A 13023-nucleotide genomic window follows, 5' to 3' on the forward strand; every position below is an offset into this window, starting at 1 on the left:
GCATGAGCCTGCCCTCTGCCGCCGCCCAGGATGCCGTCGAAACGCTCGCCCGCGAGGCCGGCGCGATCGCGCTCGACCATTTCGCGCGGGTGGCGAGCCTGCCGGTGACGATGAAAGGGCATCTCGACCTCGTCACCGAGGCCGACCAGGCGGTCGAGCGCTTCATCGTTGCGCGCCTGCGCCAGCTCTTCCCGGAGGACGGTGTCCTCGGCGAGGAAGGCAGCGGCCAGGACAGCCGCAGCGGGCGGCTCTGGGTCGTCGACCCGATCGATGGCACCGCCAATTTCGTGCGCGGCAACGATCAATGGGCAGTCTCGATCGGCCTGTTCGAGGGCGGGCATCCACGCTTCGGCGTGATCCACGCGCCGGTCCGCGGCCAGCTCTTCCGCGGCGGCCCCGGCCAGCCGGCGACGCTCAACGGCATCGCCCTGCCCTTCGCCCAGCCGCTCGACCCGTCGCGGGCGCTGATCGGCATCAGCCTGCACCCGGCGACTTCGGTGGAGAAGCGCCTCGCCACGATCCGCCACATCATCGGAACGATGCGGCTCGACTTCCGCACCTGCGGCGCCTCGACCATCACGCTGATGGACATGGCAACGGGCCAGCTCGACGGCTATGTCTGCGACGGCATCGCAAGCTGGGACGTGATGGCGGCCCTGCCGATCCTCGAGAGCCTCGGCCATGCCTGCACGCTCGACTGGTCACGCATCGCCTTGACCGACAAGATCGGCTTCGCCTGCGGTACAGAGGCGTTCCTGCAGGCGATGGCGCCGGTCATCGAGCACCACCACACTCTCCCTCCTGCCGGCGCGCAGCCGAGCTGCGGAATGTAGCAAACATCCGTTTCGACGAAGAGGATCAGGCTCCCCGGCAAACCGGAAGCCCGGATCGTCGCCCTGCCAAGCGCTTTGGCCATCGCGTGCCATAAGCGGACATCAAGCGACCGCCAGTTGCCGGACCTTCGTTGCGGCCGCGCTCTACCGGCCCATCGCGTAGAACTCGTCGTTCGGTCGCATGCTGGTCACGTTGGCAAGGCGGTTCGACATCCCGAAGAAGGCCGCGATGGCGGCGATGTCCCAGATATCGTCCTCACTGAAGCCGTGCTTCTGCAGATCGGCGACGTCGTCGTCCCCGACCTCGTAGGCACGCGCCGAGACCTTCATGGCGAAGTCGAGCATCGCCTTCTGCCGGGGCGTGATGTCGGCCTTGCGGTAGTTGACCGCCACCTGGTCGGCGATCAGCGGGTTCTTGGCCCGCACGCGCAGGATCGCGCCATGGGCGACGACGCAATACTGGCACTGGTTGGCGTTGCTGGTCGCGACCACGATCATCTCGCGCTCGGCCTTGGTCAGGCCCTCCGCCTTGTTCATCAGGGCATCGTGATAGGCGAAGAAGGCGCGGAACTCCTCCGGGCGATGCGCCAGCGTCAGGAAGACGTTGGGCACGAAGCCGGACTTCTCCTGCACGGCGAGGATGCGCTCGCGGATGTCGTCCGGTAGCGCGTCGATCGCGGGAACCGGAAAGCGGCTGATGGCGGGTTGCGTCATGTCATCGATTCCTTCTTGCGCGGATTTGAGTGGCCAGCAGGGGCTCCTCCCCGTCTGGCGAAATGCGGAGCTAGACGGCGACCAGCCGCTCCATCTGCTCGCGATACTGCTCGATCGCGTCACCGGCCTCGCCTTCATAGCGTTCGACCCTGACCAGGCAGGTATGGGCCGAGCAGCCCTGGCCGAAGCGGGACGTGCCGATGTCGACCGTCAGGACGTTCGGGTTGCCGGCGATGTCGAGGCCGCTGTTGCCGGTCGGCGTGAACCAGGCCCCCGTCGGCAGGACGACGACCCTGCGCCGGACATCGTCGGTGAGCCGGGCCGTTGCGAGGCAGGCGCCGCGCTCGTTCCAGAGCCGGATCGCCTGGCCGTCCGCGATGCCCAGTTCGGCGGCGTCCTCAGGGTGGAGGCGCGCCTGCTCGCGGCCGCCGCGCTTGGCAGCCATGCTGGCCGGGCTCGTTTCGAGCTGGCTGTGCAGCCGCCCTTCCGGCTGATGCGAGATCAGGTGGAACTGCTCGGCCGCATCGGCCGCGCCGAGCCATTCGACCGGCTCGAGCCAGGCCGGGTGGGCCGGGCAATCGTCATAGCCGAGCGCGTCGAGGGTCTGGCTGCCCAGGACGATGCGCCCGCTCTCGGTTTCGAGGGCGTGGTCCTCGGGCCGCTCGCGGAACTCCGACAGATAGGAGTGCTCGGCCTCCGTCGGGCAGCGGGCGTAGCCTTGGGCCCAGAAGGCATCGAAATCGGGCATCGCGAAGCTGAGGCGCGTGGCGGCGTCCGTCCGGGTCGCATCGTAGAGATGGCGCAGCCAGCCCATCTCATCGCGGCCCTCGTCGAAGGCCGGTCCGACGCCCAGCTTTTCGGCGATGGTGCGGAAGATATCGAAATCGGAGCGGGAATCGCCAACCGACGCGATCGCCTTGTGCATGGCGATGACGAAATCCGAGCGCCGGTTGCCCGCGATGTCATTGCGCTCGATCGAGGTGTTGGCCGGCAGCACGATGTCGGCGCGTTGCGCGGTCGCCGTGAACATCGGGTCCTGGACGATGATCGTCTCCGGCCGCGTCCAGGCCTCGGCGAGGCGATTGAGGTCCTGATGGTGGTGATAGGGGTTGCCGCCGGCCCAGTAGACCAGCCGCGCATCCGGATAGGTCCGGGTTTCGCCCTCGTAGCTGTATTCGCCACCGGGATTGAGCAGCATGTCGCTGATCCGGGCGACGGGGATGAAGCTCTCCAGCGGCTTGCGCAACTGTGGGAGCGTCGGCGACTTGGCCAGGTTGATCGGCGCCCCGACACCGCCAAGCGAGGCATAGCCATAGCCTACGCCGCCGCCGGGAAGACCGATCTGGCCGGTCATCGCCGCCAGCGCCAGCGCCGCCCAGAAAGGCTGCTCGCCATGATGGGCCCGCTGCAGGCTCCAGCTCACGGTCAGCATGGAGCGGGTTTCGACGAGCCGTTGCGCCAGATCGGCGATCCAGCCGGCATCGAGCCCAGTGACACCCGCCGCCCAGGCCGCATCCTTGACCGCTCCGTCCCGGCTGCCGTCGAGATAGGCGATCAGCCGCTCCGCGCCGCTGGTGCAGCGTTCGAGGAAGGCGCGGTCGTGCCGGCCCCGCTTCAGGATCTCGCCGGCGAGCCCGAGCATCAGGGCCGTGTCGGTGTTCGGCCGGATCGGCCACCATTCGGCGTCGACCCAGTCCGGGATGTCGTCGCGCAGCGGCGAAACCAGGATGACCTTGACGCCTCGCTCGGCAATTTTGCGCAGATGGGTCTCGAGCGTGTGGCTCGCGATGCCGCCCGCCTCGTTCTGCGCGGTGCGCGGCGAGAGCGCGCCGAAGACGACGAGCGTCTCGGTATGCTCGGCGACGGTGTCGAGGGTATTGGCCTGGCCGCCGCAGGCGCCGTCGTCACCCAGCGTATGACGCAGGATCACCGGGCCGGCGGCGATCGAATAGGTGTCGACATGGCCGGTATAGCCGCCGACGAGATTCAGCATGCGCTTCAGTTGCGAAGGGGCGTGGTGGAACCGCCCGCAGCTCGTCCAGCCATAGGAGCCGGCGAAGATCGAGGCGTTGCCGAAGCGCTCAGAGACGCGCCGGATCTCGCCGGCGACGAGCGAGGTCGCGTCGTCCCAGCTCACCGGCACGAAACGGTCGCTTCCCCGGCCGCGGCGGTCGCTGTTCTCGCGGTTTTCCAGCCAGCCCGAGCGGACCAGCGGCGTCAGGACGCGGCGCTCCGTGCTCGCCCAGTCACGCACCGACTGGTTGATCGGCGATGGCGAAGGATCATGCTCGAAGGGCTCGATCCCGACGATCCGGCCATCCTCTACGAGGATCGTGTAGGCGCCCCAGTGGCTGCAATGCGGGAAGCGCTGGATCGTGCTCATCCGTGCACCTTCTGCCGGCCGGTTGTCGCCGCTCCCGCTTCGGGGCCTTGCGCCTCCTCCGCCGGGGCGAAGCCCGGCAGGGCATCGGCGAAGAGCTCGCCCTGCACGCCGGCCTCATCGAGGATCGCCGCGGTGTGCTCGCCAAAGCGCGGCGGCGCCATGCGGTAGGTGGCCGGGGTCCGCGACAACTTGATCGGGCTGCCGGTGCCGCGATAGGCCCCGATATCGACCACCATCCCGCGGTGATGCGTATGCGGATCGGCCATCACCTCGTCGATATTGCGGACGGCGCCGCAAGGCACGCCGGACTTGACCAGGCGCTCGGCCAGCGGGCCGCAGTCGAAACCGGCCATCGCGGCCTCCAGATCGGCCTTGAGCGCGTCGCGATTGATGTTGCGATCCTTGTTGGTCGCGTAGCGCGCGTCCTGCGCCAACTCCGGCCGGCCGATGATCTTGCAGAGCGTGGCGAATTGCCGGTTGTTGCCGACGGCGAGGAAGAGCGGCGCATCGCGCGTGGCGAAGACGTCGTAGGGGGTGATGTTGGGATGGGCGTTGCCGGAACGCCCCGCGACCTTTCCCGACAGGTAATAGTTCGGCAGATGCGGATGGAGCAGCGAGACCCCGCAATCATAGAGCGTCGCCTCGACGAACTGCCCCTTGCCGCTCGATGCGCGCTCCTGCAGCGCCATCAGGATGCCGATCACGGCATTGAGGCCCGTCACCATGTCGACCACGGGCAGCCCCACCCGCAGCGGCTCCCCGCCGAGCTCGCCATTGACGCTCATGATGCCGGCCGAGGCCTGGATCGCGGCGTCGTAGCCCGGCAGCCCGCCGAGCGGCCCGTCCGCGCCGAAGCCCGAGATGCGGCAATGGACGAGGCGCGGGAAGCGACGCTCCAGTTCCTCGCGGCCAAGGCCCCAGCGCTCAAGCGTGCCGGTCTTGAAGTTTTCGATGAAAACGTCGGCCGTCTCCAGCAGGCGCAGCAGCAGTTCGCGCCCCGCCTCCTGCGTCAGGTCGAGCGCCATGCCGCGCTTGTTGCGGTTGAGGCCGAGGAAATAGCTCGCCGCACCATCCAGGAAGGGGGGACCCCAACCGCGCGTCTCGTCGCCCGCGGGCGGTTCGATCTTGATGACGTCGGCGCCATGGTCGCCGAGGATCTGGCCGGCATAGGGCCCGCCGAGAACGCGGCTGGCGTCGATTACCTTGATGTCGGCGAGGGAGCCGGTGCGAGAATTCATGTGCTGTCCTGCTGGCTGTCTCGGGCGGATCCGGGCGTCACGCTTGGATCTCGCGCCGCATCTGGCTGGCGAATTCGGGATAGGTTTCGGCGAGCTCGTCCATGACCTGCCCGCGCAGGAGGTCGAGCGTCGCTCTGTCGGGCAGTTCGGTCTGCGGCGGCCGGTCGGCATGTTCGAACCTGAAGCCCGTCGCCTCCCGGACCTCCGCCAGCTCATGGCCGGGATGGAGGCTCTCCAGGGTGAAGCCGGGACGGGCCTTGTCGAAGCTGAACAGGGCCTTGCCGGTCAGCAGCGCCATCGGCCCACCCGTCCGGTAGATGCCGGGTTCGCTGACGCCGGGCGCGCTGGTGAAATCGACCTTCTCGACGAAGACGCGCGGGCTGTGCTCCTCGCGGAAGAGGATGACGCGGGGGACGACGAAATAAAGATAGGCCGAGCCGAAGGAGCCGGGCCAGCGCGGCGCCGAGGCCGGATAATCGCCGATGCCGACGAGGTTGATATTGCCGTGCCCGTCGATCTGGCCGCCGCCGAGGAAGAAGGCGTCGATCCGCCCCTGCCCGGCGCAATCGAACAGTTCGGCCGAGCCGTTCGTGAAGAAATTGTGCTCGACTGAGCCGAGGATCGAGATCCTGACCGGCGGCGCGCCGGCGCGCTTTTTCAAGGCGCGCAGCAGCATGGCGCCGGCGGCGGGAATCGGCGAGGAGGCACCGACCGCGACATGCCGGACGCCGTCGAGCAGGCGCGCGATCGTGGTGATCAGAATCTCGCGGGGGTGGATATCCGTCATCGGGCGGCGTCCTGCATCTGCCCGGCCGGCGCCGCGGCCATGTATTCGGCGAAACCCTCCGGCGTGCGCGCGGCCTTGGCGTAGCGCAGGATTTCGGCCGTGTCGGTCGCGTACTCGCCCCAGAGGCCATAGGGCCAGGCCCCGCGGGGAGCGACCGCGATCTCCGTCACATAGAGCGCCGGCAAGGTTCCGGCGGCGCTCATCTCGCTGCCGAGCAGGTTCTCCTCGACGATGCGCTCGACCGTCACCAGCGTCTGGTCCGCAGCATAGGCCATCGCGGCGAGCTCGCGCCGCCGCCCGATCCAGACATTGCCATGGCGGTCCGCCATCGGCGCATGGAAGATCGCGATATCCGGCCGCGCGGCGGGGATCAGGACGATCGGGTCGCCGTCTTCGGCGAAGGGATTGTCGATCACCCGCCAATCCAGCCGGAAGCGGAGGATGTCGCTGCCGATGATGCCACGCAGAGGCTGAAAGGGGTTGCCCTTCTGTGCGGCCATCAGCGCGGCATGGATCGCCGGACAGGTCGCGTCCCGGACAACGACCCGGCCTTGCGCAATCGCCTGGTTGAAGCGCGGCGCGCCACCGGCCTCGCCGAGCGAGACCGCGCTGGTCTCGACCGAGCGGACGAGCCCGGCGCCGACCAGTTGGTCGACCTGCAGGCCACCGGTGGGAACGCAGAAGAGATCGAGATCGCCGGCGCCATGCTCGATCAGGGCCCGGGTCATCGCCATCGAGACCCCGGCATAGTCGACCGGCAAAGCCAGCTGCATCCCCGCCTCGACACGGCGCGCCATGCCCTGCAGGTCCATCGCGTCCCTCCGTTTCACCCGCGGCACCAGCATCAAGATGCGGCGTCGCATTGTTCTGAATTATAGAACGTTATTCTGAAAATAACGTAGCGACCTGCTCGTCACGCTGTCAATACGGCCTTGGACGCTGCCCTCGCCGATCGTCCGCCAAGCATCGCCCGACCGTGATGAGACAGCTTGACAGCGTCGCGATCAAGCTGATTATTGAAAGAAAACAGAATAACGTTCTATATTTCAGAACACCGGAGGAAACGTGATGGCGACTGAACTGGCGTCTCTCGCCGAGCCGTCGGCGGGTGCCGGGATGTCGGGGGCGGCCCGGGCGCAGAACTCGATCGGCGCGGGCATCGTCCTGCGCGACGTGGTCAAGACCTACGGCGATTTCCGCGCAGCCGACTGCATCTCCCTCGACATCCAGCCGGGTGAGTTCATCACCCTGCTCGGCCCCTCGGGGAGCGGGAAGACGACGCTGCTCAACCTCATCGCCGGCTTCCAGAAGCTCGACAGCGGGGAGATGCATGTCGACGGCGCGCCGATCGATCATGTCCCGACGCATAAGCGCGGCTTCGGCATGGTCTTCCAGAGCTATGCGCTCTTTCCGACCATGACGGTGGCGCAGAACGTGGCGTTCCCGCTGCGCATGGCCGGCGTCGACCGCACCACCGCGGAACGCCGCGTCGCCGAGACGCTCGAGATCATGCGGCTTTCCGAGCATGCGCAGAAGACGCCCTCGCAGATGTCCGGCGGCCAGCAGCAGCGTGTCGCCATCGCCCGCGCCATCGTCCGGCGCCCGCGGATCGTCCTCATGGACGAGCCGCTCAGCGCGCTCGACCGGCGGCTCAGGGAATCCATCCAGATCGAGATCCGCGAGCTGCATCGCGCGATCGGCAGCACCATCCTGTTCGTCACCCATGATCAGGGCGAGGCACTGACGATGAGCGACCGCATCGCCGTGATGGATGCCGGGCGGATCGTGCAGATCGGCACGCCGGTCGACATCTACCGGCATCCGCAGAACCGCTTCGTCGCCTCCTTCGTCGGCGAGAGCAACCTGATCGAGGCCGAGATCGTCCAGCGCCGCGGCGCGACGATGGCGCTGCGCAACCGTGCCGGCTACGTCTTCGAGGCCGACGCGGGGCACGGCATCGAGGTCGGGCGCGCGACGGTGCTCGTGCGGCCGGAACGGATCGCCATCGCCGACGGCCCCGGGCCGCACGCGATGCCGGTCACAGTGACCTCGGCGCTGTTCCTCGGCGAGATCCTGCGGATCGAGGCGCGGGCCGACAGTGGAGAGACGCTGCTGATCCGCTGCATGGATGCGGCCGGGCGGAGCTTGCCCGCGGCCGGAGAACGGCTCCATGTGAGCTGGGGCGCGGCTGATTGCTGGGTGCTCGCGTGAGCGTCGCCGCAACCACCTTCGCCGGAGACAGGCGCAGGAGCCTCCTCGGCAGACTCTCCAACCCGGCGCTGCTCCTGCTGCCGGCGGGGCTCTTCCTCGGCTTCATCTATCTGCTGCCGGTCATCGACCTCTTCCGCCTCAGCGTCAGCGGGCCGACATGGTCGGTCTTCTTCGAACGCGTGTTCTCGGTGCCGCTCTACTGGGATTCGCTCGTCCGGACGATGCAGATATCCCTGACCGTCGCGACCCTGTGCCTGCTGCTCGGCTATCCCACCGCGCTTCTCATCCGGCGCACCTCCGGCATCACCCAGATCCTGATCACGGCGGCGGTGATCCTGCCCTATTTTATCGCGATCCTGATCCGCACCTATGCCTGGATGGTCCTGCTCGGCCGCAACGGCCCGGTGAACAAGCTGCTGACCGGGCTGGGCGTTCTGAGCGAGCCTGCCCAGCTTCTGTTCAACCGCGGCACGGTCCTGCTCGGCATGACAGCGGTACTGCTGCCGATCATGGTGCTCAGCATCTATTCCAGCGTGTCGCGCCTCGATGCGGCGCTGCCGCGCGCCGCGCAGGCTTCCGGCGCCGGGCCGATCGCCACCTTCTGGCGCATCCTCCTGCCGCTCACCCTGCCGGGAATGGGGGCGGGCTTTCTGCTCGTCTTCGTGGCCGCGCTCGGCTTCTTCATCACGCCGACCCTGCTCGGCGGGCCGGGCGACCAGATGTTCGCCATGCACATCGTGCAGCAGGCCGACTTCATCAACAGCGAAGGCTTCCTCCAGGCGCTCGCCGTCGTGCTCCTGGTCATCACCCTGCTCTTCGTCGGCGTCGCCGGCCATTTCCTCGGCTTCGAGTTCATCTGGGGCGGCAGCAAAGCAGAAGGCGGGGCAGCGCATGCAGCGGCCGCTCGCGCGAGCGAGGGCGCCCCGCGGCGGAGCCTCCTCAGCGGCATCGCCGACCGGATCGGCTGGCCCATCCTGCGGCTGCTGAGCCGGCTCAGCCCCGCCTGGGGAAGCTGGACCGTCTTCATTCTGGCCGGGGCGGTGATCGCCACGCTGATCCTGCCGATTCTCGTGGTGATGGTGATCTCGTTCAGCAGCGCCTCCTTCCTCACCTTCCCGCCGCCGGGCTTCTCGCTGCGCTGGTACGAGAAATTCTTCTCCGACCCGAACTGGATGGACGCCTTCTGGCATTCCGCAGTGATCGCCGCCGCGTCGGCCGGGATCTCGGTGGTGCTCGGCGCCTCCGCCGCGATGGGGATCGTACGCAGTGAGATCCGTGGCAAGTCGATCATCATGCTGCTGCTCGTCAGCCCGGTGATCGTGCCGCCGGTGGTACTCGGCCTTTCGCTCTACAGCCTGTTCCTGCGCTTCGATCTGGTGGGGTCGATCTGGGGCCTGGCCTCAGCGCATGCGATCGGCGGCATTCCGCTCGTCGTGATCATCGTCTCGGCCGCGCTCCAGAGCGTCGACAGGCGCCTCGAACAGGCGGCCGCCCTGCATGGCGCGTCCCCGCTCACCGTCTTCCGCACGGTGACGCTGCCGGCGATCGCGCCCGGTCTGGCGGCCGCGACCTTCTTCGCCTTTCTGCACTCGTTCGACGAGTTGGTGCTGTCGCTGTTCCTGTCGAGCGCACAGCTCAAGACGCTGCCGCTGATGCTCTGGGCCGACATCAACTACCAGCTCAACCCGGTCCTGGCGGTGGTCTCCTCGCTCGAGGTCCTGCTGGTCGTGATCGGGCTCGCGCTCGCGGGCCCGGTGCTGGCGCGAACCCGCGCCGGCGCCTGATACGCACTCAACAAAAGAAGAGGGAGGAAAGACATGGTGCAACGTATGAAGTTCTGGCGGATGCTCCCCGCCCTGGCGGCGATGGCGCTGCCGCTCGGCCTGGCTCAGGGCGCATCGGCCCAGAGCAAGGAGGTGATCGTGCAGGACCCGGGCGGCGCCTATGGCGAAGCCCTGCGCAAGATCATGTACGGACCGTTCGAGAAGGAGACGGGCATCAAGGTGGTGACCGTCCAGGAGGCGCGAAGCGGCCCGCGGCTGAAGGCTCAGGCCGAAGCCGGGAAGGCAGCCTGGGACCTCGCCTTCATCTTCGACCAGGAGACCAAGATCCTCGGCGATTGCTGCCTGGCGGACATCGACTACAAGAAGCTGTCCGAGCCCGCGCAGAAGACGCTCGCGGTGATGCCGGACAATCTCAAGCGGCCCAAGGGCGTCGCGCTTCAGGTCATCGGCGTCGGCCTCGCCTGGAACAAGGACAAGTACAAGGCCGGCAGCGAACCTCAGAGCTGGGCCGATTTCTGGGACGTGAAGAAATTCCCGGGGCGGCGCTGCATGCCGGCCTGGTCCCGCTTCACCTTCGAGGCGGCGCTGATGGCCGACGGCGTGGCGAAGGACAAGCTCTACCCGATCGACATGGACCGGGCGTTGAAGAAGCTCGCCGAGATCAAGCCCCATGTGACCAAGTGGTGGACCACCGCCGCGCAGCCGCCGCAGCTCCTGCTCGATGGCGAAGCCGACATGTGCATGGCCTATACCGGCTCGATGAGCAAATTCGCGCTCGAAGGCGCGCCGGTCGCGATCACCTGGAACCAGGGCTTCGTCTATTACGACTTCTTCTCGATCCCGAAGGGCGCGCCGAACTACGAGAATGCGCTGAAGGTCCTGTCCTGGCGGCTCGACCCCAAGCGAGCGGCCGCGCTCACCTCCAACTTCCCGGTCGCGCTGCCCTCTTCCGTGGTCTTCGACGCGGCCGATCCGAAGGTCAGCATCTATTGGGCGAACAACCCGAAGAACCTCGCCCAAGCGATCGAATGGAGCCCGGACTACTGGGGCGCGCCCTCGCCGGACGGCCGTTCGACCAATGAGGAGCACGGCCAGGAAAAGCTCAACGCGCTGCTGGCGAAGTAGCCGCCCCCCCCCGGAAACGGCCGCCGGCAAGGCGGCCGTCTTCCCGCGGAGCGCGACCGGGCATAGAGATAACCAGGTTCAGGAGACCGGGTTTACACGATGGACAAGGCGTTCACGAAGGGGCTGCGGCTCCTCGAGGTTCTGGCGCGCAGCAACAAGCCTCGCGGGATCACCGATCTCGCGAAGGAACTCGCATTCACGAAGAGCAACGTACACCGCCTGCTGGCGACCCTGCAGGCCCAGGGCTTCGTCCGGCAGACGCCGCCGAACAGCACCTATGAGCTGACGCTGAAGATATGGGAGCTCGGCAACAACGTCGTCCGGCGCCTGGACCTGGTCTCGATCGCCCGCCCGGCGATGGAACGCCTGGCCCAGGCCACCGGGGAGACGGTCCACCTCTCGGTGCTCGACGACACCGACGTGGTCTATGTCGACAAGATCGAGAGCAAGCATCAGATCAGGGCCCATACCAGCGTCGGCATGCGCGCGCCGGCCTTCGCGATGGCGACCGGCAAGGCCATGCTGGCACACGAACCCGATGAGGCGCTCGATCGTTTCCGGCCGCTCTTCAAGCGCTTCACCGCGACGACGCGGGTGACGCCCGAGGAGCTGATGGCCGATATCCGGCAAATCCGGCAGCAGGGCTACGCCATGGTCCTGCAAGGAGAGTGGCGCGACGGGATCGCCGCCTGCGCCTGCGCGGTCCTCGGCCGGGCCGGCGAGGTTGCCGGCGCGATCGGCATCTCGGGCCCGGACTCGCGGCTGAAGCGCAAGGAGTTGAAGCAGTTTTCGGAAGACGTCCGAGAGGCGGCGCGCTCGATCAGCGCGGCGCTCGGCCATCTGCCGGGGCAGTGAGAACAGCCGATGTGCCGCGAGCCGGCGCATCCGGCGAAACGAAATCATCGCAACAGCGACAGGGTCGAACCATGAACGATAGTTTCCGGGCCATGATGATCGTCGATCACGACGGGCGCCCGCGCGCGGAGTTCCGCGATCTCACGGTGGCGGACCTGCCCGACCACGACGTGCTCGTGGAAATCTCCTTCTCGACGCTGAATTACAAGGACGGCCTGGCGATCAGCGGCAAGGGCCGGATCGCGCGACGGCTGCCGATGGTGGCGGGGATCGACCTCGCCGGAACGGTGGTCGAAAGCCGCTCGCCCGACTGGAAGCCGGGCGACAAGGTCCTGGTCAATGGCTGGGGCCTGTCCGAGACGGAATGGGGCGGCTATGCGCGCTTCCAGAAGCTGAAGCCGCAATGGCTGACGCGGCTGCCCGACGCCTTCAGCTTCGAGGAGGCCATGGGCATCGGGACCGCCGGCTATACGGCGGCGCTCTGCGTCGATGCGCTCGAGGACTGGGGCGCGATCGCACCCGGCGGGCGCGAGGTGCTGGTGACGGGCGCTGCCGGCGGGGTCGGCTCGACCGCGATCAGCCTGCTCGCCCGCAAGGGCTACACGGTCACCGCGGCGACCGGCCGGCCGGAAACCCATGCCTATCTGTCGGAGCTCGGCGCCACCGGCTTCGTCGACCGGGCCGCTCTCGCGGAGAAGGGCGGCGCGCTGCAGAAGGAGCGCTGGGGCGGCGCGGTCGATTCCGTCGGCTCGACCACCCTGGCCAATGTGCTGGCGCAGACGGCCTATGGCGGGGCGGTCGCGGCCTGCGGGCTTGCGGGCGGCATGGATCTTCCGGCGACCGTCGCGCCGCATATCCTGCGGAGCGTCAGCCTGCTCGGCATCGACAGCGTGATGGCACCGGCCGGCAAGCGCGAGCGCGCCTGGAAGACGCTGGCCGCGCATCTCGACAAGGCGCAGCTCGGCCGCATCGCCCGCGTCGAGCCGATGTCGGCCCTGCCGGCGCTGGCGGAAGAGATCGTCGCCGGCAGGATCCGTGGCCGCGTGGTCATCGACGTCAGCCGCTGATCGGAAGGTCCGGCGCGCGCCTCGGC

General features: G+C 67.9%; 11 protein-coding genes. 6 read left to right on the top strand and 5 right to left on the bottom strand.

All coding sequences use genetic code 11. From position 1 onward, the window contains the following. Positions 1-2: 2 nt before the first annotated feature. Positions 3-833: an inositol monophosphatase family protein gene (locus tag AC6RIC_RS16360; protein ID WP_499733123.1), complete on the top strand. Its 831-nt coding sequence runs from the start codon at positions 3-5 to the stop codon at positions 831-833. A gap of 144 nt (positions 834-977) precedes the next feature. On the opposite strand, the gene AC6RIC_RS16365 is transcribed toward AC6RIC_RS16360, so the two are convergent. The 5 genes from AC6RIC_RS16365 to AC6RIC_RS16385 all read right to left on the bottom strand — a co-directional run bounded on the left by AC6RIC_RS16365 (position 978) and on the right by AC6RIC_RS16385 (position 6767). Continuing rightward, positions 978-1547 carry a peroxidase-related enzyme gene (locus tag AC6RIC_RS16365; protein WP_499733124.1) on the bottom strand — a complete coding sequence of 190 codons (570 nt, stop codon included), beginning with the start codon at positions 1545-1547 and terminating at the stop codon, positions 978-980. Between the two features lie 70 nt (positions 1548-1617). Continuing rightward, positions 1618-3930: a molybdopterin-dependent oxidoreductase gene (locus AC6RIC_RS16370; protein ID WP_499733125.1), complete on the bottom strand. Its 2313-nt coding sequence runs from the start codon at positions 3928-3930 to the stop codon at positions 1618-1620. Continuing rightward, positions 3927-5168, bottom strand: coding sequence for a CaiB/BaiF CoA transferase family protein (locus AC6RIC_RS16375; RefSeq protein WP_499733126.1), 1242 nt, complete (start codon positions 5166-5168; stop codon positions 3927-3929). Before AC6RIC_RS16375 ends, AC6RIC_RS16370 begins: the two co-directional genes overlap by 4 nt. 37 nt (positions 5169-5205) lie before the next feature. Next, positions 5206-5955 carry a CoA-transferase gene (locus AC6RIC_RS16380; protein ID WP_499733127.1) on the bottom strand — a complete coding sequence of 250 codons (750 nt, stop codon included), beginning with the start codon at positions 5953-5955 and terminating at the stop codon, positions 5206-5208. Next, the gene (locus tag AC6RIC_RS16385; protein WP_499733128.1) at positions 5952-6767 is read right to left on the bottom strand and encodes a CoA transferase subunit A; all 816 of its coding nucleotides are present in this window, start codon (positions 6765-6767) and stop codon (positions 5952-5954) included. Before AC6RIC_RS16385 ends, AC6RIC_RS16380 begins: the two co-directional genes overlap by 4 nt. Before the next feature lie 304 nt (positions 6768-7071). Between AC6RIC_RS16385 and AC6RIC_RS16390 the strand changes: the two genes are divergently transcribed. The 5 genes from AC6RIC_RS16390 (at position 7072) to AC6RIC_RS16410 (ending at position 12997) form a co-directional block, all read left to right on the top strand. Beyond that, a complete protein-coding gene (locus AC6RIC_RS16390) occupies positions 7072-8166 on the top strand; it encodes an ABC transporter ATP-binding protein (RefSeq protein WP_499736616.1) in 1095 nt (364 codons plus the stop codon). Further along, positions 8163-9950: an ABC transporter permease subunit gene (locus AC6RIC_RS16395; RefSeq protein WP_454657264.1), complete on the top strand. Its 1788-nt coding sequence runs from the start codon at positions 8163-8165 to the stop codon at positions 9948-9950. The genes AC6RIC_RS16390 and AC6RIC_RS16395 overlap by 4 nt, the downstream gene beginning before the upstream one ends. A 33-nt stretch (positions 9951-9983) precedes the next feature. Beyond that, positions 9984-11075, top strand: a complete 1092-nt coding sequence (locus tag AC6RIC_RS16400; RefSeq protein WP_454657265.1) for an extracellular solute-binding protein — start codon at positions 9984-9986, stop codon at positions 11073-11075. A gap of 99 nt (positions 11076-11174) precedes the next feature. Continuing rightward, the gene (locus tag AC6RIC_RS16405) at positions 11175-11930 is read left to right on the top strand and encodes an IclR family transcriptional regulator (RefSeq protein ID WP_454657266.1); all 756 of its coding nucleotides are present in this window, start codon (positions 11175-11177) and stop codon (positions 11928-11930) included. A gap of 71 nt (positions 11931-12001) precedes the next feature. Continuing rightward, complete coding sequence (locus AC6RIC_RS16410) at positions 12002-12997, top strand: MDR family oxidoreductase (protein ID WP_454657267.1); 996 nt, start codon at positions 12002-12004, stop codon at positions 12995-12997. Positions 12998-13023 lie beyond the last annotated feature (26 nt).

The organism is Allobosea sp. TBD101, from assembly GCF_059817965.1.

Coding starts and splice junctions, on each gene's coding strand:
- AC6RIC_RS16360 (WP_499733123.1), top strand. CDS start 3: ATGAGCCTGCCCTCTGCCGCCGCCCAGGATGCCGTCGAAACGCTCGCC.
- AC6RIC_RS16365 (WP_499733124.1), bottom strand. CDS start 1,547: ATGACGCAACCCGCCATCAGCCGCTTTCCGGTTCCCGCGATCGACGCG.
- AC6RIC_RS16370 (WP_499733125.1), bottom strand. CDS start 3,930: ATGAGCACGATCCAGCGCTTCCCGCATTGCAGCCACTGGGGCGCCTAC.
- AC6RIC_RS16375 (WP_499733126.1), bottom strand. CDS start 5,168: ATGAATTCTCGCACCGGCTCCCTCGCCGACATCAAGGTAATCGACGCC.
- AC6RIC_RS16380 (WP_499733127.1), bottom strand. CDS start 5,955: ATGACGGATATCCACCCCCGCGAGATTCTGATCACCACGATCGCGCGC.
- AC6RIC_RS16385 (WP_499733128.1), bottom strand. CDS start 6,767: ATGGACCTGCAGGGCATGGCGCGCCGTGTCGAGGCGGGGATGCAGCTG.
- AC6RIC_RS16390 (WP_499736616.1), top strand. CDS start 7,072: ATGTCGGGGGCGGCCCGGGCGCAGAACTCGATCGGCGCGGGCATCGTC.
- AC6RIC_RS16400 (WP_454657265.1), top strand. CDS start 9,984: ATGGTGCAACGTATGAAGTTCTGGCGGATGCTCCCCGCCCTGGCGGCG.
- AC6RIC_RS16405 (WP_454657266.1), top strand. CDS start 11,175: ATGGACAAGGCGTTCACGAAGGGGCTGCGGCTCCTCGAGGTTCTGGCG.
- AC6RIC_RS16410 (WP_454657267.1), top strand. CDS start 12,002: ATGAACGATAGTTTCCGGGCCATGATGATCGTCGATCACGACGGGCGC.